Here is a 23,474-nt window from a genome sequence, read left to right on the forward strand (position 1 = left end):
CCCCTCTCTGCCGCCGCTCGCCCGAAGCCGAAGGTCCGGGTTCGGTCGACCGGGGACCGTCAGCCGCGCCGGGCCGCCTCGATCGCGGCGACGTCGATCTTCTTCATATCCATCATCGCCTCGAACGCGCGCTTCGCTTCCTCGCCGCCGACAGCCAGCGCCTCCATCAGCACCCGCGGCGTGATCTGCCAGGACAGGCCCCATTTGTCCTTGCACCAGCCGCACGCACTCTCCTGGCCGCCATTGCCGACGATGGCGTTCCAGTAGCGGTCGGTCTCCTGCTGATCGTCGGTGGCGATCTGAAACGAGAAGGCTTCGTTATGCGTGAAGGCGGGCCCGCCATTGAGGCCGAGACAGGGGATGCCGGCGACGGTGAATTCGACCGTCAGCACGTCGCCCGCCTTGCCGGACGGGTAGTCGCCGGGCGCACGGTGGACGGCACCGACCGAGCTGTTGGGAAAGGTCTTGGCATAGAAGCGGGCCGCAGCCTCGGCGTCCTTGTCGTACCACAGGCAGATCGTGTTCTTGGCCATCGCCATCGCTTGTCCTTTCGAGTTCGAAGCCGATTGGTGCCCCGCACATGTGGGGCGGTTCATCGCCGGCCTCAATACTCACCACGAACTCATAATGGGGGCGAGCCATCGGACGTTCCGCCGATTCGCGCGTGGCGCGCCGTCTCGGGCGATGACGAAAACGGCGTTTAGGCCATGGCCCTCTGAGATTTGGCCTGAGAGCCAGACGGAATACGTTGAAAGCACGATAAAATTCCGGAGCATGGACGCTCGACGGGGTTCGTTGTAACCATTCCGAGCGCTTGATCTCAGAGGAGGCGCAGCATGGACCGATTCACCGGCGGTTGCCTGTGCCGCAATGTCCGATTTGTGGCGTTGGGACTCCCCTACCGGGTCGGCATTTGTCACTGCCTCGACTGCCGCAAGCATCACGGGGCCCTTTTCCACGCGTCCGCGATATTCCCTCAGGATGCGGTGACGATCGAGGGCGAAACAAGCGACTATGCCGGCCGGTTTTTCTGTCCCCGCTGCGGCTCCTCCGTTTTCTCGCGCAGCGCCGATGAAATCGAAGTGAACCTGGGATCCCTGGATGCCCCCGATCAACTGAGGCCAACCTACGAACTCTGGACCGTCCGCCGCGAGTCCTGGTTGCCGCCGTTTCCGCTCACGAGACGATACGAGCGCAATCGCGACGCCACGGGTCGGTCCGAGGGGTAGGTAGGGCGACCGTCACTTCGGAAGAGCGGCCTTGCGGTAGCCGTCGAGGAAATGCTGAAGCGTCGCGGAGTGGTTCCATCGCGGCCCAGTGGCGGATCGTTAGATGCCGGTTGCCGACGAGGAACAGCTCGACCTCTGCGCGCGCCGTCAACGTGGCGTCCACGGTTCGCAGGCGATACCGTCGCCATCGCGATCATGCTGCGGCCAATAGCCGGGCTCTCCACGTCTCGCCGGCGCCAGGCCGACAGCTCGAGCCGCCGCACAGTTCGGTTCGGCGGCTAGGTGCCGGAGCGTCGTCAGCGGACCCCAAGCATTCGATCCGGTCGCTGCCAGGGCATAGCCACCGAGCGCACCGATGAAGACTGCGGCGATGAATAGCGTCCACCAGGTGCGTCGGCCGGCGCGCGAGCGGCGATCGAGGCGGCGCGAGACCTTGGCAAAGCGACGGTGCAGCTGGCGTAGGGCGGCCTCTGCCTGAGGATAAGGACGCATGGGATCACGGTAGCGACCACTTCCCAACGCTCCATGAATCGCACCCGCTCGACCATTGGCGTGTGTCGTTTCCGCCGCCGGTCGGAGGACTCCTCGGCTTTCGCTAACTCATTGAAATATTGGCGCACCCGGCGAGATTCGAACTCACGACCTCTGCCTTCGGAGGGCAGCGCTCTATCCAGCTGAGCTACGGGTGCGCAGGGGCTGGAAGCCTTGGAGCGGGGGACCATACTGCAACCGGCGGCCCGGGGTAAAGCGCGGCGCAAAGGCTTGCGGCTGCGGCCGAATTTCGCGGATTCCGGCCGGGTGGCGGGTCCTTTCCAGTGCCCGCCCGCCCATTCAGACCCGGCCGTCCATCAACTCTCCCGTTCCGCCGCCATCGCGGCGAAGAACCCCTCGGGGCTGTCGACCTCCTCGAGCTTCCGTCCCTCGATCAGGAAGAAGCGCGAGCCGATGGCGCGCACGAAGCTGCGGTCATGCGAAACCAGGATGCAGGTCGCCTCATGCTCGAGGATCTCGGCCTCCAGGGTCTCGCGGCCCGGGATGTCGACATGGTTGGTCGGCTCGTCCATCAGGTAGAAGTTCGGCTCGGTCAGCCGCAAAGCGAGCAGGCCCAACCTTGCGCGCTGCCCGAAGCTCAGCTCCCCGATCGGCCGCTGCTGCTTCTCGATCGGGAATCCCGCCTGGGCCAGCAATCCGCGGCAGCGCTGGTCGCCGACGCCGAAGGCGGCGATCAAATCCCAGGGCGTGCTCGTGGCCGGCAGCTGCGACATGTCCTGGTCGGTATAGCCCAGCACCAGCGAGGGCGTGACGCGGATGCCCTTCACGCCCTCCGCCGTCGCCATGGCCCGATGCAGCAGCTTGATGAATTGCGATTTGCCGGCACCGTTGCGGCCCAGCAGCAGGATGCGGTCGCCCTGGAAGACCGGCAGCTTCTCGATCCGGAACAGCATGTCTCCGGCCGGCGTCGTGACGGCCACGCCTTCGACATTCACCAGCAGCTTCGCATGCGTCCCGCTGTTGGCGAGCCGGATCTCGCCGGGCCGCTCCTTATGCAGGGATTTGACGCCGCTCTCGATCTTCGCGGCGCGCTCGCGCAGATATTTCGACTTCACCGTCAGGAGGTCGCTGCCGGAATTGATGCCGATATTGGTGAGCTTGGCCGCCTGCTTGCGCAGCTTGCTTGCCTCCTTCAGGTCGCGCTCGCGCTTGGCCGCCGCCGCCTCGTCGATCTCAGCAAGAGCCGCGCGCGCTTTACTATAGGGCAGGGCGAAATAATGCGAGGCCTCCGGTCGCAGGAACAGCGTCCGGTTGGTGCAGGCGTCGAGGAAATCGCGGTCATGACTGGCGATCACCACCGGTATTTGCTGCAGGGCGCTGTGGATCCAGGTCTCGAGCTGAAACAGTTTCGCCAGATCGAGATGGTTGGTCGGCTCGTCGAGCAGCAGGGCATCGGGCTGGGTCACCCAGCATTGGGCGATCAGCGCCAGACGCTGCCAGCCGCCGCTGAGCGCACGCACTGGGCGGTCACGCATGGAGGCAGGCGTCTCGAACTCGTCGAGCACCAGATCGGCGCGCCAGCTCTGCGTCTCCCGCTCTTCAGGCGGAAGGGCCCGGCGGATGGTCTCATAGAGCGTGAGGTCCATCAGCGAGGCCGGAACATCCTGCTCGACGAAGCCGATCCGAAGCCCGCGCGAGCGATCGATCTCGCCGCTGCTCGATTCAGCTAGCCCCGCCAGGCAGCGCAGCAGCGTGGTCTTGCCCCCGCCATTGCCGGCGACGAGCCCCACGCGATCGCCATCGCCGACCACGAGATTGATGTCCTTGAAGAGCGGGGTGCCGACAAGGAGGCTGACGTTACGAAGGCTGAGAGAACCCATTTTCTTTTCTCTGGTTCGACAGGCGCCCCCATGGGGCGCAAAGCTGCCAAGGCCAAACTTCGGCTGTCGAACGCGCGCGCAGAGTGCCACGACGTCGACAGCCACGAAGGGCAGACCAGAGATGGATGGGGCTAAGAAGCCGTCAGATCCCGCTTTTGGTCAGCCCTGCAAGCAATTGCCGCAGGGCCAACACGGGGCCACGCTGACGATGGTGACGGAAGAAAATGTCCACGCAGCCCTCCTTTTTTCGAGTGCGAAACCGACAAGACCATAACGATCTGCCCGTTCCGGTGCAATCCCGTCGATGGTGGTGCGGGGCAATGCCTCTAAACCCACTATCCCCTAGGACCGCTTGCGAATTGCACCACAGCAAGAGACTGCGTTCTGGTTATCACTCACTCGTCGGAGGCTAAAGGGCCGGTCGTGCTTCCGCTCCTTATGTGGTGAACGGCGTGGGGTAGGAAAACCCGAACCTCTGTTCACTTGGTGGCAATGCCGATGTTGATCGGATTGGACAAGAGTGCGGGGCCGTCGCCGCCGGCGCGCTCGCGAACCAACGTCTCCAGGGCCTGCCGGATGGTTTCTCTTTCTTCGCCCGTCAGGTTCAGGGCACCGAGCACGGCTTCGGCGATCGGGTTGCTCCATATGACCCATTCCCACAGTTCCGTGCCCGTATGGAACTTCGTGGTCTCTGTGATGGTTTCAACCCTGATGTCCTTCAATCCCGCGGCGGCGAACTCCTTCCGCAGCCGCTCCGGCTCTCGCAGTTGAAACGGGAGTGGAGGAGGATCCATGGGGGGACCGACGAAATCGGGACGGACAGATTGAATCGCGCTCACGAAGAAGCCGAAGAATTCAATCTTGCGCGGATCGCCATACACATTCATGAGCACGCGGCCACCCGGTTTGACCACCCGCGCCATCTCGCTGATGCCTTTCGGCATGTCGGGGAACAGCATGACACCAAACTGCGATCCGGCCATATCGAAGCTGTTGTCGTCGAATTCGAGAGCATGGCCGTCCATGAGCCGGGTCTCGATGTCGAGCCCCTCCTTGTCGGCGCGCTTCTTGAGCAAGTCGAGCATGACTGGGGACTGGTCCGTTGCCAGCACAAGCGCGCCGATGCGTGCTGCCGGGATACTGAGGGCGCCGCTGCCAGCCGCCACGTCCAGGAACCGCATGCGCGGAAGAAGCCCGGCACGGCGGAGACCTTCATTCCCCAACCACATCTGGGTCGGAGTGTTAGTATTGTCATAGCCTGGCGCGATCTTGTCCCACGCGGCTCGCGTTTGTTGCTGTTCCTGAGTGGCCATGTCTGGTTCCTTCGCTCTAAGCATCAAGAGCTCGCGAGTGCGGCGCTCAGCGCTTTTACGAATGCTTCGGGCTGCTCCATGGGCGGATCGTCGGCGGCGTTCTCGATTACATGGAGGGGCCATCCGTAGCGGGCGTTCGCAGCCTCAGCGACCGGCAGCCGTGTAGCGAGATCATGGCGCCCCCAGATGAGTGTCGTGGGAACGGCGATCCGTGCCAGCTCTGCCGCCGGGATCGCAGGCATCCCGAACTGCTTCATGAGGCTTTGCTGAGTGGCGTGAAGGCTCGGCGTGCGCGCCCGGTCGAGGTTGTACGCCTTGATCCAGTTCCAGCTGTCGCCCATTCGATCGCGCATGCGGTCAAGATCGAAGGCACATCGCAACCAGAGACGGTCATGCGTGTCCTCGGTTGGGTCAGTGATAAATTCGGTAAGGGCGAGCCCGAACTCAGGCGCAGGATGGAATGGTGCCAAGCCCAGCGTGTCGACAAGCACCAGTCGGCTGAGCCGGTCACCATGATCGCTGGCGAAGCGAGCAGCGATGGCACCGCCGAGGATTTGTCCGACGAGCACCGGCGGAGCCGAGCAAGTGCGCTCGATCAGCTCGTCGAGCCATTCAAGCACCCGATCAGCCGCCAGCGAGCCTTCGGGCACTTCCGATATTCCGTGTCCCGGCAGATCGGGGGCGATCACACGACGGGCCGACACCAGATCGGGGACGACCCGTATCCACTTGGCTGCATACTCTCCTGGACCATGCAGGAGCACGATCGGCGGGCCATCACCGCCTTCCAAAACAGCCGTCGAAATGCCTGCAAGGTCGAGCCGTCGCTCGGTGAGCGGCATTTCCGCCATCAGCTGTTCGCGAACGTCGTCGCCTAGTCGGCGGGGTTCATCCTTCCCTTTGTGAGGGGGTATTCGTGTTGCAACCGCGCCCATGGCTTCCTCCGTGTTGCGTCTCCGGGGTCGTTCCGGGATTAACGCTACAATGGAGGGCTTGAGCTGTGCTTCGGCGAAACCACCCAATTTTCGCCAGGTGACGGCATGGGTAGTTTCGCTAAGTGCAGCAGACGGTTCAGACGAGATTCTGCTTGTGGGCGTAAGCTGCGGCCGCAGTCCGCGAGGTGACATCGAGCTTACGGATCAAGTTGCTCACATGCCTGTCGACTGTCCTCTGGCTCAAGAACAGCTCGGCAGCAATTGCCTTATTTGTCTTGCCGGCGGCGACCATTCGGAGCACCTGCAATTCTCGCGACGTCAGCCCATGGAGTTGAGCCGAGGATGTGCTCATGGCGAGGGAACCGACACGGGCGAGATCCGGCATGGCACTGAGCTGTTTGAATACAATCCGCGCCGCCTCCAGCTCCAGCCTTGCTCCCTCATTATCTCCCAAGGCCCGGCAAGCCAACCCCACCAGCTCTCTTGCGCGTGCGGCTTGGTAGGGAGCTTCAACTTGTTGCCAGATCTCGAAAGCGTAGCGTAATGAGTTGAAGGCAGTTCCGGCATCGCCTTCGGCCAGTTCGACTGATCCGCGGGAGTGCGCGGCGATCGCACGAAGCACGCGGATATCGTGCGCGTCCGCAATGTTGTCCAGTTCGCGACAGGCGGCGCGCGCATTCTGGGTGTCGCCAACCCCCAGCATGATCTCGACATAAGCTGGCAGCAGCCGCGTGCGCTGTAGCTTGTCCCTTGTTCCCGTCGCTACCCGACGAATTGTAGCGGCAGCGTCGACGCCATGTCCTTGCGCCATCCGCAAAAGGGCTAGGCCAGGTTGCGGTTCGAATCCACGGCGGCTCGCCTCGCGATAGGCACCCTCGGCTGCCTTGAACTCGCCGCGCAGGCGGTGCATCTCCCCCTGCTGATAAAACGCCGCAGGGGGGGCCTGCTGCATTACCTCAGCGCAGGCACGACGTCCCTCCTCAATGGCATCTGCCCAAGCGCCATGCAGCCGCATGACCTCCGCGCGATGCACGAGGCAGGCGCCCGTAAAGCTGACGAGCTGCGGCTGCTCTGCGCACCACTGAGCCAGGGCGGAGGTCCACTCTCGTGCACGGGCGAACGCGTAAACTTGCAGGCAACTGTCGATAACGCTGCAGTAAATCAGCCCCGTCATGCGCGGGGACAGTTCCCCCGCGATAACCGCAACCATGGCTTCATCCAGTAGCGCGAGGCCACGTTCAACCTGCCCCTGCTGCATCAGAGCCCGGCCCTCAAGATGGCGGGCACAGGCGATCAAATCCGACTCTCCGAAGCGCTCGCCGACCTCGGCTGCTCTTGTCGCTATGGTATATGCCTCTTGCGAAGCCGACGCGGAGAGGTGCTGCTCCACGAGGGGCAGCAACAGGTATCCCTGCTCCACGCAATCGTGCCCCTCTCGTTCGAGCAGGCGCTGGGCGCGGCCGAACCACCCGGTCGCTGGACCCGTCTCACCTCGAAAGAGAAGACAAAGACCTATCCAGAACGCGCAACGGGCCCCGCGCATGCATTCGTCTGCATCAATGTAGGCGTGATGGGCACGATCGAGCGCCCGCATATAATCGTCTTCGCGGCCAATCAGATAGGCGGACATTGCAAGCAGTTCGAGATCTTGGACTCCCAACCGAACTGCAAGGTCGGCGCGTTCGAGCGAGTTGTATGCATCGGCCCAGGCCCGCCGTTCGTAATGCTCTCGGCCCCGTTTGAGGTGATCGAGTCGTTCCGAGGCGCTGCCGCGCAATGGGCGTTGATTGGAGCTGCTCATACGCTTCGCTCCGGCGGGAGTTCGGCAGATTGGCAACGTATTCAGCACTCTTGCATCAATTGGGCCTGGCGGTAGCCGGCGGAATGCCACGTTCTGATGCGACTCCGCCATTCACCCCCGGCTGAGTGCATATTTTATTGTCGCACCAAGCAATCGTATTCCAGGACCGGGGCCCGGGCTTTAGCGAAGATTGGGCGTGCCCCGCGGAAATTCGAACTCAGGATCTCCGCCTTAGAACGGTAGCGCGCTATCCAACGGAGCTATGGGTGCACCTGGACTAGGAGCCTTCGCGCGGGCACCACGCGGCAAGCGCCGTCTTCCTGTAAAACGCGGCGCAAGCGCCTGCGGGCGGGGCCGAATTTCGCGGATTTCAGGCGGTTTGGGCCGCCGGCTGGTGCTTATGGCCACGTTTTTGCCCCGGCCTCCAGACCTCCTCTTGATTGAATCGCCGCCCGTCGTCATCCACTCTGGGATACTTTATCGGGGGTCTATGAGGGGGATACCATCATGAATCGCGTGTGGAATCGGTGCATCTCGCGCCGCGCTTTCGGCCGCCTGGCCGCATTGGGTCTGGTGCTGGCCGGCTCGCTGTCGCTGGCCGCCTGCGAGACCTTCAACGAAACCTTCAAACCGGCGCCCAAGCTCGCCGACCAGGACATCACCGATGCCTATATCTACATCCTGGGCCGCATGCTGGTGGTGCGCCAGGAACAGTTCGATCTGGGATCCGACTTCAAATGGAACCAGGTGGTTTACCGCGCGCCCGGCGAGGTGAGCGGGGCCAACCCCAATCTCGACGTCGCCTATAGCGAGGCCTGGATCGCGGTCGACGAATCCAGCTGCACCATGGTCACGCTGCCCAGCGTCAAGGACCGCTATTACACGGTGCAGGTCCTCAATGGCTGGGGCGAAACGATCGCCAATATCAATGAGCGTACCTATCCGGAGCATCCCTCCGGCCAGTTCGCGCTCTGCCTCAAGGGCGCCAACGTGCTGCTGGAAAGCAGCGTCCAGCGCGTCGATCTGCCGAGCCGCAAGTCGCGGATCCTGATGCGCGTCGAGCTGGGATCCGACCCGGCCCAGGCGATCAAGCTGCAGCGCAAGACCACCATGATCGCGACCGGCACGCCGGTGATCGCGCCGACCTTCGACCAGCCGAATTTCGCCAACGACGCCCTGCCGGGCATCGATGCCTTCGACCGCGCCGAGGCGCTGCTCGCCACCGAACCCGACATCAATCCGGGCATGGAGGCGATCCAGGCCACGGTCCACAAGGTGGCCGCCGCCGCCGCCGACCCGAAGCAGCGCGCCCATATCGAGCAGGTGATCCAGGAACAGTCGATCCCCGCCTTCTATGACGATCTGGAAAAGCTCGGCGCCACCGGCAATGGCTGGACCCGGCCCCGCACGGTCGGCAATTACGGCTCGGACTATGTGAGCCGGAGCCTGGCCGATTTCGCCGGCATCTGGGCCAACAACACCGGCGAGGCGGTCTATTTCAGGACCAACAGCGATGGCGACGGCACCAAGCTCGACGGCAGCAGCGTCTATACGATGACCTTCCCGAAGGACCAGCTGCCGGGAAGCCTGGCGCATTATTTCTGGTCGGTCGTCGCGGTGGATTCGGTCAAGTTCCAGGTGATCGACAATCCGCTCAAGCGCTACCTGCTCAACAACCAGTCGAAGCTGAAGCCGAATTCGGACGGCTCCTTGACGCTGGTGTTCGCGCCCAAGCGGCCCTCGGGCACGCCCAAGGCCAACTGGCTGCCGACGCCGGAGGGCGAGAACTACAATCTCATCTTCCGCTTCTACGGCCCCAGCCAGGCGATCACTGCCGGCGAGTATTTCCCGCCGCCGCTGGTCAAGAAGGAATAGGCATTCCTCATCCGATGGGTGCTTGCGCGAGCAGGGGCGGGCCCGCGACAATGGCCCTTGCATGGTCCGCCCCGATCCCGCCCCCGATCCCGAGACGCTCGCGCTGATGGCGCTGGCCTATATCGCCGGCGACAGCGACCTGCTGGAACGCTTCCTGGCGCTCTCCGGCCTCGATCTGGAGGGGCTGAAGGCGCGCGCGCAGGACCCGAACCTGCTGGGCGCCATCCTGGATTTCCTCCTCGCCCATGAGCCCGATCTCATGGCCTTCGCCTCCCACAGCCAGGTGCTGCCCGAGAGCATCGCCGCCGCGCGGCGCAAGCTGCCGGGTGCCGCCATCATCGACTGAGCCGGCCGATCGCCGAACAGCCTCTTTGAAGCCGCCCTGCGTCCGGCCTCGCGCCCCCCGGCAATGCGCACGTCGATCTGCTGCGGCAAAGTCCTCACGGCCACGAGCGTGGGCCGGACCGGCCTCGGTTCGAGGACGAACGCGAAAGGCAGATCGATTGCGTCGATGCCGTACCGTTTTTCGGCATAGGGGCCGAGCCTCTCGAATATCCCGGGATGGCGCTGCAGGATCCGCTGAAGAAGCAGGGCGAGCAATGGCTGAAGCGGCAGGAGCGGCAATGTGCGCAGCGCCAATGAAAACAACGGGGGCTGCGTCGGCAAGGCCGAACGGGACGAGAGCATCGGAATCACCCCTAATCCTTGTATGTGCGCCGCTCACACGGCTCGGCTATGGACTCGACTGGAGGAGGCGAGATAGGCGTCGAAGGCAGAGGCAACGACGCGCACCAGCGCGCGCGCATCCCCCGCCAGGCGGACCTTGGCGCCGTCCAGATGGACGATCCCTTCGGCGGCGAGAGCCTGGAGCCGGGGCATCGATTGAGCGAGCACGTCCGACGAGGGGAAACGTTGCGCGCAGATGCGCCCGATATCGACTTCCAGATCGCACATCAGCCGCTCGATCAGTTCGGCGCGCAAAAGGTCGTCCGCGGTCAGCAGATATCCCTTTGCCGTCGCAAATTCGCCTCGCAGCACCTGTTCGGCATAGCGTCCAAGGATCACCTCGTTCTGCACATAGCCTTGCGGCAAACGACCGATGGCCGAAGCGCCGAAACCGATCAAGGTTTCGCAAGAATCGGCGGTGTAGCCCTGGAAATTGCGACGCAGGCCGCCGCTCGCTTGCGCCCGCTCCATCGGATCGCCGGGCAACGCGTAATGGTCGAAACCGATGCGCGCATATCCGGCCGCCACAAGGGTCTCGGCGATCGCTTCCGCCTGATCGAATCGCGCCGCGCCTTGCGGAAGACTGGTCTCGGCGATCTTCCGCTGGTGCTTCTTGAACGCCGGTACATGGGCATAACCGAAAACCGAAAAGCGGTCCGGGCGCAGCTCGATACATAGCTTGGCGGTCTCGATGCAGGATTGGACCGTCTGGCCCGGCAGGCCGTAGATGAGATCGACATTGACCCCTTGCACGCCCGCCGCGCGGAGAGCCGTCATGGCCGCTGCCGTCTGCTCGACAGTCTGGATCCGGTTGATGGCCCTCTGCACTTGCGGATCGAAGCTCTGGACGCCGAGGCTTGCCCGCGTGACGCCGACCTCTCCGAGCGTCGCGGTCATGGCGGGGGTCAGCGTACGCGGGTCGATCTCGACGGCAATCTCTCCCGCCGGTGCCAGACGGAACCGTTGCCGCAGCAGATCGACCAGGCTGCGAAGCGCCTCGGGCGCGATGATGGTCGGTGTCCCACCGCCGAAATGCAGATTCTGGACCGGAAGCGGGGCGCCGAGCAGATCGGCGACGGTCTCGATTTCGCGACTCAGGGCGGCCAGATAGTCGACGATCGGACCGTCGCGCCGGGTAATGACCGTGTGACAGCCGCAGTACCAGCACATCGAGCGGCAGAATGGAATATGCAGATACAGGGAGACGGGCGCTGCGCGCGGAAGGGCCGCGAGCCATTCGCGATAGATTCGCGACGAGACGGCCGGGGTGAAATGCGGCGCGGTCGGATAGCTCGTATAGCGAGGCAAGCGCTCCTCCGCGTAACGGGCCCAAGGCTTCTCATTCATGCAGTCGCTCTCCTCCAGCCCTCTGCGGAAGGGCGGCAGCGATCGAACGGCCACTGTCGGAACGATGGGGAAGGCGGATCGGAGGCGAGGCTGCCGCCGACAAAAAGCCCGCAAGCGACCGTTACGACAGGGTCAAATTAGTCGCCCCGTCGGGCGGCAGCCTTGCGCTAGCTCAATTTCCGCGCGCGCCGAACCGGCTAGGCTGTCGCAGATTTGCCGAAGGATAAGAACTGGGTCTTTTCAAGAGAAACGCAATGAATCAAGCAGTTAAGACGATCGCCGCGGTGCAGGGCGCACCCAGCGCGGCCATTCAGGAGATGTTTCGGGCCCTGGCCGAGCGCTGGCGGCCGAGCGCCCGCCTCGCCGGTGTGATCGAAGACAGCCATGGGCTGGCGGATCGAACCCGCTGCGCGGGGCTGCTGCGGAGCATCGCGGACGGAAGCTGCTACCCGATCTTTCAAGATTTGGGGGCCGGCTCGACCGCCTGCAATGTCGATGGATCGGGTGCGATCTCGGCTTGCGAGGCGGTCCGAAGGGATATCGTCGCGGGATGCGATCTGGTTCTGATCAGCAAGTTCGGGAAGCTCGAGGCCGCGCGCGAGGGCCTCATGGCCGCGTTCATCGCGGCGATCGAGGTTGGCGTGCCCGTTCTCACCTCGGTATCTCCGGCCTCTTATGAAGCCTGGACGCGGTTTGCGTCGCCTCTCTTCGTGACCTTGCCGGCGGAGCCGGACAAGGTCGACGCGTGGTGGCGCGCCGTGAGGAAGAACCGGGAACATCCCCAGAATCAAACGCCGGAACCGGCCCCGTGGGTCGATCAAGGCCTGGTGCGATGAAAGAGCTTCCGGCGCCTGCACAGGGCCGGGCCATTCCGACGAGAGCATAGCCGCGCGTTGCTCAGGTCAGGTGCGCGGCCTGATGGCGGCGCGGACGGGCGCAGGAAACGCGTCCGGTCAGGGCACCGCGGCCTGCGACACGGGTTTCAGCTCCGGCGCATCGCTCTTCAGCATCGCCTCGGCGCGCGTGTCGGCGCCCGAGGGGAGCGCCGCCAGCGTCGGATTCAGCACCCAGGCCGCCACATCCTCGCGCACCACGTCGCCTTCGAGATCGCGCAGCAGCATGTGATAGCCGGACTGGTAGATCGCGATCCGGGGACGCCCGGGCGGCGGCGGCAGGCGGCGCAGCATCGTCATCGCGGCACTCGAAGGCAGCACCTGCTCGCGCTGGCCATAGAGCACGAGGGCGCGGGTCTTGAGCTCGGGGGCGGCGGCCAGCGCGCGATCCATGAGATCGACCAGCCCATAGACCGCGTCGACGCGCGTCTCCTTGATCACATGCGGATCGGCGCCGAGCGCCCGCAGCATCTTGATGTTGTCCGACGGTTTCACATTGAAGCCGCCGCCGCTGACCGTGAGCCAGGGCACGGTGTGGGCGAAGAACCAGAGCGCGCCGGCGCCGACCGGCCCCTGCAGCTCGCGGCCCCAGATCGCGGGGGCCGCCAGGATCACGCCGTCGCAGTCGGGCGGATGGGGCGCCGTCTCGGCGGTCATGATCAGGGCGCCGCCCATGCTTTCGCCCAGGAGATAGAGCGGGGTCCCGGGATAGCGCGCGCGGATGAGGGAGGTCGCGCTGCGCAGATCCTCGACCATGGTGTCGGTGCCGGGCCAATAGCCGAAATCGGGCGCATAGCCGAAGCCGCGCTGGTCATAGGCGAAGGTGGCGATGCCGTGCGAGGCCCAATTGGCGGCCGGCTCCTCGAACGACTTCGAGTAGTCGTTGAAGCCATGCAGCGCCAGGATGATGGCGCGCGGCTGGCCCTCGGGCAGCCATTGGCGCAAGGGGAGTGCGATGCCGTCCGCCATCACCAGCTTGTCATTGTCGAAATGCGGGCTCGTCACCGGCGGGCCCTCCGCCATGACGGTGGGCGCGCAGGCGCTCATCGACAATGCGCCCAGCGACAGCAGCCCCGCCAGAAGCAGGGCCGCCAGGCGCCGCCGGCCGCGGGCGCGGATCATGGACGGCGGCCTCGCGCGGCGGCGGCGGTCGCGTCGATCGTGACGTCGTCACGGCGCGTCAGCTGCAGGAAGATGTCCTCGAGGTCGGTCTCGAGCGTGGAGATGTCGATAACCTCGATGCCGGCGCTCTGCAGGGCCGCCAGGATCTCGGCCACCTTGGTGGCGCTGGGGCGATAGCGCAGCCGCAGGCGGCGCGGGTCGAGCAGCGTCGCGTCCCAGCGCGCGAGCGAGGCGGGCGGTTCGGTCAGATCGCGGCCGGCGATGAAGACGATCTCCTTGCTGTCGAGGCGCGCCAGCAACGCGTCGGTGGTGTCGCAGGCGATGAGCTTGCCGTGATTGATGATGGCGATGCGCCCGCAGAGCTCTTCCGCCTCTTCCAGGTAGTGCGTCGTCAGCAGCACGGTCGTGCCGGCACGGTTGAGCTCGCGCACATAGGCCCAGAGCTGCTGGCGCAGCTCGACATCGACGCCGGCCGTGGGTTCGTCGAGCACCAGCACCGGCGGCGTATGGACCATGGCCTTCGCCACCATCAGCCGCCGCCGCATGCCGCCCGAGAGCGAGCGCGCATAGGAGTCGGCCTGCTCGGTCAGGCGCATGGCCGCCAGCAATTCGGCGGTACGCCGCTCGGCGCGCGGCACGCCATAGAGGCCGGCCTGCAGATCCAAGAGCTCGCGCGGCGTGAAGAAGGGATCGATATTGAGTTCCTGCGGCACCACGCCGATCGCCGCCGCCACCTGGCGCGGCTCGCGGTCGAGATCGTGGCCCCAGACCCCGACCTGTCCGCTGGTCTTGTTCACGAGCTGCGCCATGATGTTGATCATGGTGGACTTGCCGGCGCCGTTGGGTCCCAGCAGGCCGAACAGCTCGCCGCGCCCGATGGTCAGGTTGATGTCGAAGAGGGCCTGCTTGTCGCCGCCCTTCTTGCGCCGATAGATCTTGTTCAGGCCCTGGATCGAGACCGCGGCCGTCGCGGGATCGACCGCGGTGGCGCCGGTCAACGCCGTGCCGACGGCGGCGTCGGGGCTGCGGGTCAGGCGGTTTTCGGCGGCGATGGCGGACAAGCGGCTGATCTCATGGGTGATCGAGGAAAGCGGGGCGGCGGCGCCGAATGGGGTTCCGATGCGGGGCTCCGGGAGCCTGTCCTGGCCGCGGCACCTCGCCTTGTCTGGGGGCCACGCCATGGGTATCATCCGCGCCGCTTGGGGGTCAACGCCGGGCGCTCCTCAGCGGCGGCCCGCCGCGGCCAAGACCCTGCCGGCATTACGGGATCGTCAGGCTCACGGGCGCCAAGGCTCCACCGCGCCAAGGTTATGTGGGTCTGCTTAAGAGAGTCGGAAGATCGAATGACAACGGCGACGCAGACCCGCGAGCCTTTCGAGACCATCCAGACCGACAGCCGGACGGTCGCCTGCGACGGCGGGGACGGCCCCCTGGGCCATCCGCGCGTCTATCTCGAGATCGGCGCCTCTGGCAGCATCGAATGCCCCTATTGCAGCCGGCTTTATGTGCTGAAGGCGGGTGCCAAGGCCGGCGGCCACTGAGCCCTCGTCCGCGCCGCCGCTGCCCGTCGATCCGCCGACCCTGGCGCCGGGTCTTTCCGCCCGGGATTTCGCCCGCCCATCGTCCACCGCGCGAGGAGAGCCCGACATGAGCGCGGCCAAGACCAGCCCCGCCGACGAGAAGGCCCCAGCCAAGAAGCCCGATCACGTCTTCCTGATCGACGGCTCCGGCTACATCTTCCGCGCCTTCCATGCCCTCCCGCCGCTGACGCGTCCCGACGGGACGCCCGTCAATGCGGTGCTGGGCTTCACCAACATGCTGCTGAAGCTGGTCTCGGACACGGACGCGGAATATATCGCCGTGCTGTTCGACACCGCGCGCAAGAATTATCGCAACGACATCTTTCCGGACTACAAGGCCCACCGTCCGCCGCCGCCGCCCGAGCTGATCCCGCAATTCGCGCTGATCCGCGAGGCGACCAAGGCCTGCAACGTGCCGCAGCTCGAGATGGAGGGCTTCGAGGCCGACGACCTGATCGCGACCTACGCGCGCCAGGCGGCCGAAGCCGGCGCGCAGGTGACGATCGTCTCCTCCGACAAGGATCTGATGCAGCTGATCGGCCCGCAGGTCAGCATGCTCGACCCGATCAAGAACCGACCGATCGGTCCGGCCGAGGTCGAGGAGAAGTTCGGCGTCGGCCCCGACAAGGTGGTCGAGGTGCAGGCGCTGGCCGGCGATTCGAGCGACAATGTGCCGGGCGTGCCCGGCATCGGCGTCAAGACCGCGGCCGAGCTGATCAAGACTTATGGCTCGCTCGAGGAGCTCCTGGCGCGCGCGGGCGAGATCAAGCAGCCGAAGCGGCGCGAAGCCCTGCAGCAGAATGCCGAGCTCGCGCGGATCAGCCGCCGGTTGGTGCTGCTCAAGAACGACGTGCCGGTAAAGCAGCCTTTCACCGCCTTCGCGCGGCGCGAGCCCGACGCGGCGCTGCTGATCCCGTTCCTCGAGGAGAACCAGTTCCGTTCCGTGCTGGCGCGGGTCCAGGGCCAGTTCGCCAAGAAGAGCGCCGGCGACGCCGCGGTGGCGGACGGCAGCGGCAAAGGCCATGCGGCCGCGAAGCAGGCGGCGGCCTCGGCCAAGCCCACGGGCGAGGCGGCCTATGAGCTGGTCATGACCGAGGCGGAACTCGCCCGGTGGGTCGCGGCGGCGCGCGAGAAGGGCGCGGTCGCGTTCGACACCGAGACCACCTCGATCGATCCGATGCAGGCCTCGCTCGTTGGGTTCTCTCTCGCCATCGAAACGGGCCGCGCCTGCTATGTGCCGGTCGGCCATCGCGGCGGGCCGCCGCAAGGCCAGCTCGATCTCGGCGGCGACGGGGAGGGCGGATTGCTGCCCAACCAGATTCCCCTGGCGAAGGCGCTCGCCCTGATCAAGCCGCTGCTCGAAGACCCTTCGGTGCTCAAGATCGGGCAGAACATCAAATACGACATGACGATCATGGCGGCGCATGACATCGCCATCGCGCCCTATGACGACACCATGCTGATCTCCTACGTGCTCGCCGGCGGCGCCCACGGCCATGGGATGGACGAGCTCTCCGAGCTGCATCTGAACCACCGCACGATCCACTATGAGGAGGTCGCCGGCACCGGCAAGGCGCAGGTGACCTTCGATCGCGTGCCGCTCGACAAGGCGCTCGCCTATGCGGCCGAGGATGCCGACGTCACCTTGCGGCTGCATCAGGTGCTCAAACCCCAGATGCTGGCCGAACGTCTCGCGACCGTCTACGAGACCATCGACCGGCCGCTGGTGCCGGTGGTGATGGCGATGGAGCGCGCGGGCGTCAGGCTCGACCGCAAGGTGCTGCAGGACCTCTCCGCCGATTTCGCCGCGCGGCTGATCGAGCTGGAGAAGCAGATCCACAAGCTCGCCGGCCATGAGTTCAACATCGGCTCGCCCAAGCAGCTGGGCGAGGTGATGTTCGACGAGATGGGACTGGGCGGCGGCAAGAAGGGCAAGACCGGCGCCTATGCGACCGGCGCCGATGTGCTCGAGGAGCTGGCGGCGCAGGGCCACGACCTGCCGGCGCGCGTGCTGGACTGGCGCCAGCTCTCCAAGCTCAAGAGCACCTATACGGACTCGCTGCAGGAGCAGATCAACGCCAGGACCGGCCGCGTTCATACCAGCTTCGCGCTGGCGGCGACCTCCACCGGCCGACTCTCCTCGACCGATCCGAATTTGCAGAACATTCCGATCCGCACCGAGGAGGGCCGCAAGATCCGCCGCGCCTTCGTCGCCGAGAAGGGATGGGTGCTGCTCTCGGTCGATTATTCGCAGATCGAGCTGCGCCTCGCGGCCCATATGGCCGAGGTGCCGCAACTCAAGGAAGCCTTCCGCGAAGGCATCGACATCCATGCCATGACCGCGAGCCAGGTCTTCGGCGTGCCGGTCAAGGGCATGGATCCGATGGTCCGCCGCCGCGCCAAGGCGATCAATTTCGGCATCATCTACGGCATCAGCGCCTTCGGCCTGGCGGCCCAGCTGGGCATCCCGCAGGGCGAGGCGCGCGCCTATATCGACGCCTATTTCAAGCGCTATCCCGAGATCCTCGGCTATATGGACCGCACCAAGAAATTCGCACGCGACCATGGCTATGTGCTGACGCTGTTCGGCCGGCGCTGCCATGTGCCGGGCATCCTCGACAAGAATCCCGCGCGCCGTTCCTTCATGGAACGTGCCGCGATCAACGCGCCGCTGCAGGGCACCGCCGCCGACATCATCAAGCGCGCCATGATCCGCGTGCCCGCGGCGCTGGCCGACGCGAAGCTCCAGGCCCGCATGCTGCTGCAAGTCCATGACGAACTGCTGTTCGAGGTGCCGAAGGCCGAAGCCAAGGACACCGCGGCCCTGGTGAAGAAGGTCATGGAACGCGCCTGCGCGCCGGCACTCGAACTCGACGTGCCGCTCGTCGCCGAGACCGGCACCGCCGACAACTGGGCCGACGCACATTGAAGCGATAGCGCTGCAGAGAAAATCCTTCCTCTCCGCCCGCGTAGCGGGGGAGAGGGCAGGGTGAGGTGGGTCGAAGGTTCACCCTCACCCAGCTCCGAGTAAGTCTCCGCTTCGCTCCGACTCACTCTTCGCAACCCTCTCCCTCACTTTGTAAGGGAGAGGAAAGAAATCAGGCGATCGTCAGCCCACTGCCTCCAGCGCCCGCGTCACCAGCACGGGGGCCTTCTTCATGCTGGTGAGCGGCTCCTCGAAGGCGACGCGGCGCAGCTCCGTGCCGCGGCGCAGGTCGACGCCCTCGGGATCGAGCGCCACCGCCTGCCATTGCTGCTCGTCGCGGCCTTCATTGACGGCCGCGAGGATCGCCTCCTCGGAATCGCCGCAGCTCAGGCATTGCGTCGCCGGCAGCAGCAGCTGATCGCGCTCGATCCATTCGATGCGTCCGAAGCCCGCCACCTGATGGGCGCGCTCGAGCTCGATGCGATAGACATGGAAATCCCTGAAGCCGGCATAGAGCGCCGCCGACGGGTGGCGCGCGATGAAGCGGCGCTTCGATTGCGGGTCCTCGGTCCGGCGCGCGCGGCCGAGCAGCGTGACGCGGGGCCCGGTCAGGACATCCTTGTGGCCGTCGGTGCCGTCGACCATCAGGCTCACATGCGGATTGCCGTCGATGTTGTGCGTGTGCTGCGCCAGCTTCGACAGCAGCAGGATCGGCGTGCCGTCCACGTCGGCCGCGACCAGGACCAGCGACGCGTAGGGCCAGGAGCCCTCGATCGTGCCGCCCTCGAGGCGGGTGGCGAGCGTCGCCTTGACCGCCTCGCGCAGCAACCGGCGCGCGAGCTGCCCCGGCGTCTCGGTGTGGCCCGCAGGCTCGGCCGGGCCCGCCGGCGTCGGGTTCAACGCGCCACCTCGGATCGCGGCGTCGAAAGGGATGGGGCGCGATTCCGGCGGATGTCAGGCCTGCTGACTCGTCGAATGGGCATGGCAACTCCCGAGCGGTGGAGCGGAGGACGACGGCGGCCCGGTCACCAACATGGCAAAGTCGGGGCAAACACCTCGAAAATCGAGCATTTCGTCTCGGAATTGCCTTGGCAAGCGCCAAAATGGCGCCATATTCCACCACGACAACCAGGAGCGTCGCAATTCGGCCGCCATGCGGCCCGGAACCGGGCTGGGACTCGTTCGCTGGCGGGGACCCGATCAACGCTTTAGACTTGCTCCTGGGGGAAGATGCAGAGCCATGGCTCAGACGATCGCGCTGGTCGATGACGACCGCAATATCCTGACCTCGGTCCAGATCACGCTGGAAGCCGAAGGTTTCAACGTGCGCACCTATACGGACGGCGCCGAGGCCCTGCGCGCGCTGACGGCGCAGCCGGTGGACCTTGCCATCCTCGACATCAAGATGCCGCGCATGGACGGCATGGAGCTCCTGGAGCGGCTGCGCCGCACCAGCGACCTGCCGGTGATCTTCCTGACCTCGAAGGACGACGAGGTCGACGAGATCATGGGCTTGCGCATGGGCGCCGACGATTACATCAAGAAGCCCTTCTCGCAGCGGTTGCTGATCGAGCGCATCCGCACGTTGCTGCGCCGCGAGACCCTGGTGCGCGAGGCCGAGGCCTCGCCGCAAGGCGCGGGCAATCCCGAGAGCATCGTGCGCGGCGAGCTGGTGATGGATCCGATGCGCCATGCCTGTACCTGGAAGGGCCAGGCGGTGCAGCTCACCGTCACCGAGTTCCTGCTGCTGAAGGCGCTGGCGCAGCGCCCGGGCCATGTGAAGAGCCGCGACCAGCTGATGGACGCGGCCTATGGCGAGCATATCTATGTCGACGACCGGACCATCGACAGCCATGTCAAAAGGCTGCGCAAGAAATTCAAATCGTCCGATGGCGAGTTCCAGATGATCGAGACGCTCTATGGCGTCGGTTATCGATATCGCGAGAACTGATCGGGCCGGAGACCTCCGACGCTGCTGAGATCACTGTCACGCTTCCGGCCGGCGCCCATCGATCCGATCCTTCATGTCGGCGGAGCCTGAGTTCCGGGCCTCGCGGCCCGAGCGCGGCCCCGGCCGCGACAGCGATCCCCCGCTGGTGGCGAAGCGCGATTCCGGCCCGCGCGCGCCGGGCCTCGACGGCATCCGCGCGCTCGACTCCGACCGGCCCGCGGGCAAGGCGAAGCCCGAGGCGCGCCGGCCCGAGGCCGCCGATCCCGACATCGCGAAACCGCCCGGCAAGCGCGAGCCGGATGCGGCCACCAAGGCCGCCATTCGCCGCCGTCGCCGCCGGCGGCGGCGATTGTCGCCGCTCACCCGACGCATCCTCGCCCTCAATGTGCTGGCGATCGCGATTCCGGTCGCAGGATTGCTCTATCTCGGCGACTATCGCGACGACCTGGTGAAATCGCAGCTGGCGGGCTTGCGCACGCAGGCCGAGCTCTTCGCCGGCGCGCTCGGCACCAGCGGCGTGGTGACCGGGCCGCTGGGGGAGGAAAAGATCCTGCCCGAGACCACGCGCCATACGGTGCGCCGCCTGGTCGACGTCTCCAAGGTGCGCGCACGGCTGTTCGACTCCGACGGCATCCTGCTCGCCGACAGTTTCAAACTGGTCGGACCCTCGGGCCAGGTCGATATCGAGGTGTTGCCGCCGCAGGAGCAGCACAACCTCTTCGGCAATCTGGTGGCCGATATCTATGACTGGGTGATCGCGCAGATGCCGGGCAACCGGCGCATGCCGCTCTATCGCGAGGCGGCCGACCAGAAGGCCGAGGATTATCCCGAGGCGGAGCGCGCGCTCCAGGGCGAGACCGCGGAAATGGTCCGCAGCAACGGCGCCGGCGGCATGATCCTCTCGGTCGCGGTGCCGGTGCAGCGCTATCGCCAGGTGCTGGGCGCGCTGATGGTCTCGACCGACGGGCGCGAGATCGAGGATTCGCTGCGCCGGGTGCGGCTCGGCATCCTCAAGGTCTTCGCGGTGGCCGCCGCCATCACGACGCTGCTCTCGCTCTATCTCGCCGGCACCATCGCGCGGCCCATTCATCGCCTGGCGGAAGCGGCCGACCGCGTGCGGCGCGTGCCGGGGCGCCAGGTGGCGATTCCCGATTTCGGCAAGCGCAAGGACGAGATCGGCGATCTGGCCGAGGCGCTGCGCGACATGACCAACGCGCTGTGGCAGCGGATGGACGCGATCGAGCGGTTCGCCGCCGACGTCGCGCACGAGATCAAGAATCCGCTGACTTCGCTCCGGAGCGCGGTCGAGACGGTCGCGCGCATCGAGGATCCGGTGCAGCAGAAAAAGCTGATGGGCATCATCCTCGACGACGTCCAGCGGCTCAACCGCCTCATCACCGACATTTCGGACGCCTCGCGCCTCGATGCGGAATTGTCGCGCGCGGAGAGCGAGCCGATCGATCTGCCGCGCCTGCTGCAGGCGCTGGCCGATCTTCACGAGAACACGATCGGCCAGGAGGGGCCCCGGCTGGTGCTGGATATCGCCGAGCGTCAGGGCCTCGAGGTGATGGGAATCGAAAGCCGCCTGGTGCAGGTGTTGCGCAATCTGATCGCCAATGCGGTCTCCTTCAGCCCGCCCGACGGGCGCATCCGTCTCGCCTGCGGCCGGCAGGGCGACATGGTCCGCATCCTGGTCGAGGATGGCGGTCCGGGCATTCCGCCCGGCAAGCTCGAGGCGATCTTCGAGCGTTTCTACAGCGAGCGGCCGAAGGCCGAGAAGTTCGGCGCCCATTCGGGCCTGGGCCTCTCCATCTCCAAGCAGATCGTCGAGGCCCAGGGCGGGCGGATCTGGGCCGAGAACATCGAGGATGCGCATGGCGAGATTCTGGGCGCGCGCTTCGTGATCCTGCTGCCCGCTCGCGAGCATCAGCCGCGCGACCGCCAGCCGCGCGACCGCCAGTCCCGCGACTGGCAGCGCTGAGCCGGCGGTCATGACGCGCGGCGCGGGAGCTTCGGCCGATGCGATCGACGTCCACGCCACCGCGGTCGCGATCGAGGGCAGGGCCCTGCTGCTGCGGGGTCCCTCGGGCAGTGGCAAGTCGGATCTGGCCTTGCGGCTGGTGGACGGAGGGGCGCGGCTGATCGGCGACGATCGGGTCCGGATCGAGCGGCGAGGGACCGCTCTCTGGGCGCTGACGCCGCCGGACATTCCCGAGGCGCTGCGCCACAAGATCGAAATCCGCGGAATCGGTATCGCCAGCCTCCCCGGCCTGGCCGAGGCCCCCCTGATCCTGGCGGTCGATCTGGTGCCGGGCCCGGCGCCGGAACGGCTGCCCGCGGCGCAAAACTGTCATTATCTGGGGGTTGCCCTGCCTTTGATCGCCCTCGACCCCTTTACCGCCTCGGCCGCCGCCAAGCTGCGGCTTGCGGTAAAGCTCGGCCCCGGGTCTATAATCCCACCCCCATGACCCAACAGGCAGCGCCCGAGGCGCCAGCGTCTACCGTGGGCGGGTATGCGTCGATCGCATCCCGCCCGGAGCGCCTGCCGGTGGTGCTGGTGACCGGATTGTCCGGCGCCGGCCATACCACCGCGCTCAAGATCCTCGAGGATCTCGGTTACGAAGCCGTCGACAATCTGCCCCTGACCCTGATGGACGGGCTTGCCGGCGGCAAGCTGGCGCGTCCGCTGGCGGTCGGCGTGGACAGCCGCACGCGCGACTTTTCGGCGGAAGCCCTGATCGAGCGGCTCCGGCTGCTGACCGGCGATTCGGCCCTCGAGGTGAAGCTTCTGTTTCTTGACTGCAGCGACGAGGTCTTGCGCCGGCGCTTTACCGAGACGCGGCGGCGCCATCCGCTGGCGCTCGACCGCCCCGTCGCCGACGGCATCCGCCAGGAGCGCGAGCTGCTCGATCCCTTGCGCGAACACGCGGATCTCGTGGTCGACAGCACCGATCTCGCCATCGGCGACCTGAAACATCTGCTGCAGGGTCATTTCCGCATCCGCGCGGCCTCGGCGGCCGCGATCACCGTGATGTCGTTCTCCTACCGCCATGGCCTGCCGCGCGAAGCCGACCTGGTGTTCGATGCGCGCTTCCTGAGCAACCCGCATTATCGCGACGAGCTGCGCCCGCTCAGCGGCAAGGACGAGCCGGTGGCGCGCTTCATCGAGGCCGACCCCGCCTGGACTCCCTTCTTCGCGGCGCTTGGCAATCTGCTCCTGCCGCTGCTGCCGCGATTCGAGCGGGAGGGCAAGAGTTATCTGACCTTGGCCGTCGGATGTACCGGCGGCCGTCACCGCTCGGTCTTTACCGCCGAACGCTTGGCCCAGTGGTTGCGCGAGCAGGGGCGTCATGTCAGCTTGCGCCACCGCGATCTCGACCGGGGGGCCGGAGCGGATCGATGAC

General features: G+C 66.0%; 20 protein-coding genes and 1 tRNA gene. 10 read left to right on the forward strand and 11 right to left on the reverse strand.

Annotated features, from left to right (window positions below; all coding sequences use genetic code 11):
• Positions 1-59: 59 nt before the first annotated feature.
• Positions 60-539 carry a VOC family protein gene (locus tag FRZ44_RS00615; RefSeq protein ID WP_456077621.1) on the reverse strand — a complete coding sequence of 160 codons (480 nt, stop codon included), beginning with the start codon at positions 537-539 and terminating at the stop codon, positions 60-62.
• Between the two features lie 297 nt (positions 540-836).
• Between FRZ44_RS00615 and FRZ44_RS00620 the strand changes: the two genes are divergently transcribed.
• The gene (locus tag FRZ44_RS00620) at positions 837-1,229 is read left to right on the forward strand and encodes a GFA family protein (RefSeq protein WP_151175355.1); all 393 of its coding nucleotides are present in this window, start codon (positions 837-839) and stop codon (positions 1,227-1,229) included.
• A gap of 147 nt (positions 1,230-1,376) precedes the next feature.
• Here FRZ44_RS00620 and FRZ44_RS27590 read toward each other — a convergent pair whose 3' ends face one another.
• The 6 genes from FRZ44_RS27590 to FRZ44_RS00655 form a co-directional block, all read right to left on the reverse strand.
• Positions 1,377-1,721 carry an excalibur calcium-binding domain-containing protein gene (locus FRZ44_RS27590; RefSeq protein WP_225308483.1) on the reverse strand — a complete coding sequence of 115 codons (345 nt, stop codon included), beginning with the start codon at positions 1,719-1,721 and terminating at the stop codon, positions 1,377-1,379.
• Between the two features lie 120 nt (positions 1,722-1,841).
• A tRNA-Arg gene (locus tag FRZ44_RS00635) sits at positions 1,842-1,918 on the reverse strand.
• Positions 1,919-2,077: 159 nt separating this feature from the next.
• On the reverse strand, positions 2,078-3,601 hold the full coding sequence (locus FRZ44_RS00640) for an ATP-binding cassette domain-containing protein (protein ID WP_151175356.1): 1,524 nt from the start codon (positions 3,599-3,601) through the stop codon (positions 2,078-2,080).
• 479 nt (positions 3,602-4,080) lie between these two features.
• Positions 4,081-4,914: a class I SAM-dependent methyltransferase gene (locus FRZ44_RS00645; protein WP_151175357.1), complete on the reverse strand. Its 834-nt coding sequence runs from the start codon at positions 4,912-4,914 to the stop codon at positions 4,081-4,083.
• Positions 4,915-4,937: 23 nt separating this feature from the next.
• Positions 4,938-5,849: an alpha/beta fold hydrolase gene (locus FRZ44_RS00650; protein ID WP_151175358.1), complete on the reverse strand. Its 912-nt coding sequence runs from the start codon at positions 5,847-5,849 to the stop codon at positions 4,938-4,940.
• Positions 5,850-5,985: 136 nt separating this feature from the next.
• Positions 5,986-7,650: a LuxR family transcriptional regulator gene (locus tag FRZ44_RS00655; RefSeq protein WP_151175359.1), complete on the reverse strand. Its 1,665-nt coding sequence runs from the start codon at positions 7,648-7,650 to the stop codon at positions 5,986-5,988.
• A 507-nt stretch (positions 7,651-8,157) separates the two neighbouring features.
• Here FRZ44_RS00655 and FRZ44_RS00660 point away from each other — a divergent pair.
• Together FRZ44_RS00660 and FRZ44_RS00665 are read left to right on the forward strand one after the other, a co-directional pair.
• Positions 8,158-9,525, forward strand: a complete 1,368-nt coding sequence (locus FRZ44_RS00660) for a DUF1214 domain-containing protein (RefSeq protein WP_225308484.1) — start codon at positions 8,158-8,160, stop codon at positions 9,523-9,525.
• A gap of 61 nt (positions 9,526-9,586) precedes the next feature.
• Positions 9,587-9,871 carry a DUF3572 domain-containing protein gene (locus FRZ44_RS00665; RefSeq protein WP_151175360.1) on the forward strand — a complete coding sequence of 95 codons (285 nt, stop codon included), beginning with the start codon at positions 9,587-9,589 and terminating at the stop codon, positions 9,869-9,871.
• 374 nt (positions 9,872-10,245) lie between these two features.
• Here FRZ44_RS00665 and hemN read toward each other — a convergent pair whose 3' ends face one another.
• On the reverse strand, positions 10,246-11,598 hold the full coding sequence (hemN, locus tag FRZ44_RS00670) for an oxygen-independent coproporphyrinogen III oxidase (RefSeq protein ID WP_151175361.1): 1,353 nt from the start codon (positions 11,596-11,598) through the stop codon (positions 10,246-10,248).
• A gap of 254 nt (positions 11,599-11,852) precedes the next feature.
• On the opposite strand from hemN, the gene FRZ44_RS00675 reads away from it, so the two are divergent.
• Positions 11,853-12,434: a DUF2478 domain-containing protein gene (locus FRZ44_RS00675; RefSeq protein WP_151175362.1), complete on the forward strand. Its 582-nt coding sequence runs from the start codon at positions 11,853-11,855 to the stop codon at positions 12,432-12,434.
• Between the two features lie 117 nt (positions 12,435-12,551).
• Here the strand turns inward: FRZ44_RS00675 and FRZ44_RS00680 are convergent, their stop codons facing one another.
• Both FRZ44_RS00680 and FRZ44_RS00685 read right to left on the reverse strand, forming a co-directional pair.
• Positions 12,552-13,613 carry an alpha/beta hydrolase gene (locus tag FRZ44_RS00680; RefSeq protein WP_151175363.1) on the reverse strand — a complete coding sequence of 354 codons (1,062 nt, stop codon included), beginning with the start codon at positions 13,611-13,613 and terminating at the stop codon, positions 12,552-12,554.
• Positions 13,610-14,611: an ABC transporter ATP-binding protein gene (locus tag FRZ44_RS00685; RefSeq protein ID WP_407658106.1), complete on the reverse strand. Its 1,002-nt coding sequence runs from the start codon at positions 14,609-14,611 to the stop codon at positions 13,610-13,612. Before FRZ44_RS00685 ends, FRZ44_RS00680 begins: the two co-directional genes overlap by 4 nt.
• Before the next feature lie 345 nt (positions 14,612-14,956).
• Here FRZ44_RS00685 and FRZ44_RS00690 point away from each other — a divergent pair, with 345 nt between their 5' ends.
• Positions 14,957-15,154: a zinc-finger domain-containing protein gene (locus FRZ44_RS00690; protein ID WP_151175365.1), complete on the forward strand. Its 198-nt coding sequence runs from the start codon at positions 14,957-14,959 to the stop codon at positions 15,152-15,154.
• 106 nt (positions 15,155-15,260) lie between these two features.
• The gene (gene polA / locus FRZ44_RS00695) at positions 15,261-18,122 is read left to right on the forward strand and encodes a DNA polymerase I (RefSeq protein ID WP_151175366.1); all 2,862 of its coding nucleotides are present in this window, start codon (positions 15,261-15,263) and stop codon (positions 18,120-18,122) included.
• A gap of 180 nt (positions 18,123-18,302) precedes the next feature.
• Here polA and FRZ44_RS00700 read toward each other — a convergent pair whose 3' ends face one another.
• Positions 18,303-19,019, reverse strand: a complete 717-nt coding sequence (locus FRZ44_RS00700) for a HugZ family pyridoxamine 5'-phosphate oxidase (RefSeq protein ID WP_191908335.1) — start codon at positions 19,017-19,019, stop codon at positions 18,303-18,305.
• Between the two features lie 340 nt (positions 19,020-19,359).
• Here FRZ44_RS00700 and FRZ44_RS00705 point away from each other — a divergent pair, with 340 nt between their 5' ends.
• The 4 genes from FRZ44_RS00705 to rapZ all read left to right on the forward strand — a co-directional run bounded on the left by FRZ44_RS00705 (position 19,360) and on the right by rapZ (position 23,473).
• Positions 19,360-20,070 carry a response regulator transcription factor gene (locus tag FRZ44_RS00705; RefSeq protein ID WP_151175368.1) on the forward strand — a complete coding sequence of 237 codons (711 nt, stop codon included), beginning with the start codon at positions 19,360-19,362 and terminating at the stop codon, positions 20,068-20,070.
• Between the two features lie 73 nt (positions 20,071-20,143).
• Entirely contained in the window at positions 20,144-22,051 is a 1,908-nt protein-coding gene (locus FRZ44_RS00710) for a stimulus-sensing domain-containing protein (protein WP_151175369.1), read from the forward strand.
• A gap of 10 nt (positions 22,052-22,061) precedes the next feature.
• Entirely contained in the window at positions 22,062-22,538 is a 477-nt protein-coding gene (locus tag FRZ44_RS00715) for an HPr kinase/phosphorylase (RefSeq protein WP_151175370.1), read from the forward strand.
• Positions 22,535-23,473, forward strand: coding sequence for an RNase adapter RapZ (gene rapZ, locus FRZ44_RS00720; protein WP_151175371.1), 939 nt, complete (start codon positions 22,535-22,537; stop codon positions 23,471-23,473). The genes FRZ44_RS00715 and rapZ overlap by 4 nt, the downstream gene beginning before the upstream one ends.
• The last annotated feature ends 1 nt before the right edge of the window (position 23,474 follow it).

Source organism: Hypericibacter terrae, from assembly GCF_008728855.1.
In the GTDB taxonomy this organism is placed as follows: domain Bacteria; phylum Pseudomonadota; class Alphaproteobacteria; order Dongiales; family Dongiaceae; genus Hypericibacter; species Hypericibacter terrae.

Coding starts and splice junctions, on each gene's coding strand:
- FRZ44_RS00615 (WP_456077621.1), bottom strand. CDS start 539: ATGGCGATGGCCAAGAACACGATCTGCCTGTGGTACGACAAGGACGCC.
- FRZ44_RS00620 (WP_151175355.1), top strand. CDS start 837: ATGGACCGATTCACCGGCGGTTGCCTGTGCCGCAATGTCCGATTTGTG.
- FRZ44_RS27590 (WP_225308483.1), bottom strand. CDS start 1,721: ATGCGTCCTTATCCTCAGGCAGAGGCCGCCCTACGCCAGCTGCACCGT.
- FRZ44_RS00640 (WP_151175356.1), bottom strand. CDS start 3,601: ATGGGTTCTCTCAGCCTTCGTAACGTCAGCCTCCTTGTCGGCACCCCG.
- FRZ44_RS00645 (WP_151175357.1), bottom strand. CDS start 4,914: ATGGCCACTCAGGAACAGCAACAAACGCGAGCCGCGTGGGACAAGATC.
- FRZ44_RS00650 (WP_151175358.1), bottom strand. CDS start 5,849: ATGGGCGCGGTTGCAACACGAATACCCCCTCACAAAGGGAAGGATGAA.
- FRZ44_RS00655 (WP_151175359.1), bottom strand. CDS start 7,650: ATGAGCAGCTCCAATCAACGCCCATTGCGCGGCAGCGCCTCGGAACGA.
- FRZ44_RS00660 (WP_225308484.1), top strand. CDS start 8,158: ATGAATCGCGTGTGGAATCGGTGCATCTCGCGCCGCGCTTTCGGCCGC.
- FRZ44_RS00665 (WP_151175360.1), top strand. CDS start 9,587: ATGGTCCGCCCCGATCCCGCCCCCGATCCCGAGACGCTCGCGCTGATG.
- hemN (WP_151175361.1), bottom strand. CDS start 11,598: ATGAATGAGAAGCCTTGGGCCCGTTACGCGGAGGAGCGCTTGCCTCGC.
- FRZ44_RS00675 (WP_151175362.1), top strand. CDS start 11,853: ATGAATCAAGCAGTTAAGACGATCGCCGCGGTGCAGGGCGCACCCAGC.
- FRZ44_RS00680 (WP_151175363.1), bottom strand. CDS start 13,613: ATGATCCGCGCCCGCGGCCGGCGGCGCCTGGCGGCCCTGCTTCTGGCG.
- FRZ44_RS00690 (WP_151175365.1), top strand. CDS start 14,957: ATGACAACGGCGACGCAGACCCGCGAGCCTTTCGAGACCATCCAGACC.
- polA (WP_151175366.1), top strand. CDS start 15,261: ATGAGCGCGGCCAAGACCAGCCCCGCCGACGAGAAGGCCCCAGCCAAG.
- FRZ44_RS00705 (WP_151175368.1), top strand. CDS start 19,360: ATGGCTCAGACGATCGCGCTGGTCGATGACGACCGCAATATCCTGACC.
- FRZ44_RS00710 (WP_151175369.1), top strand. CDS start 20,144: ATGTCGGCGGAGCCTGAGTTCCGGGCCTCGCGGCCCGAGCGCGGCCCC.
- FRZ44_RS00715 (WP_151175370.1), top strand. CDS start 22,062: ATGACGCGCGGCGCGGGAGCTTCGGCCGATGCGATCGACGTCCACGCC.
- rapZ (WP_151175371.1), top strand. CDS start 22,535: ATGACCCAACAGGCAGCGCCCGAGGCGCCAGCGTCTACCGTGGGCGGG.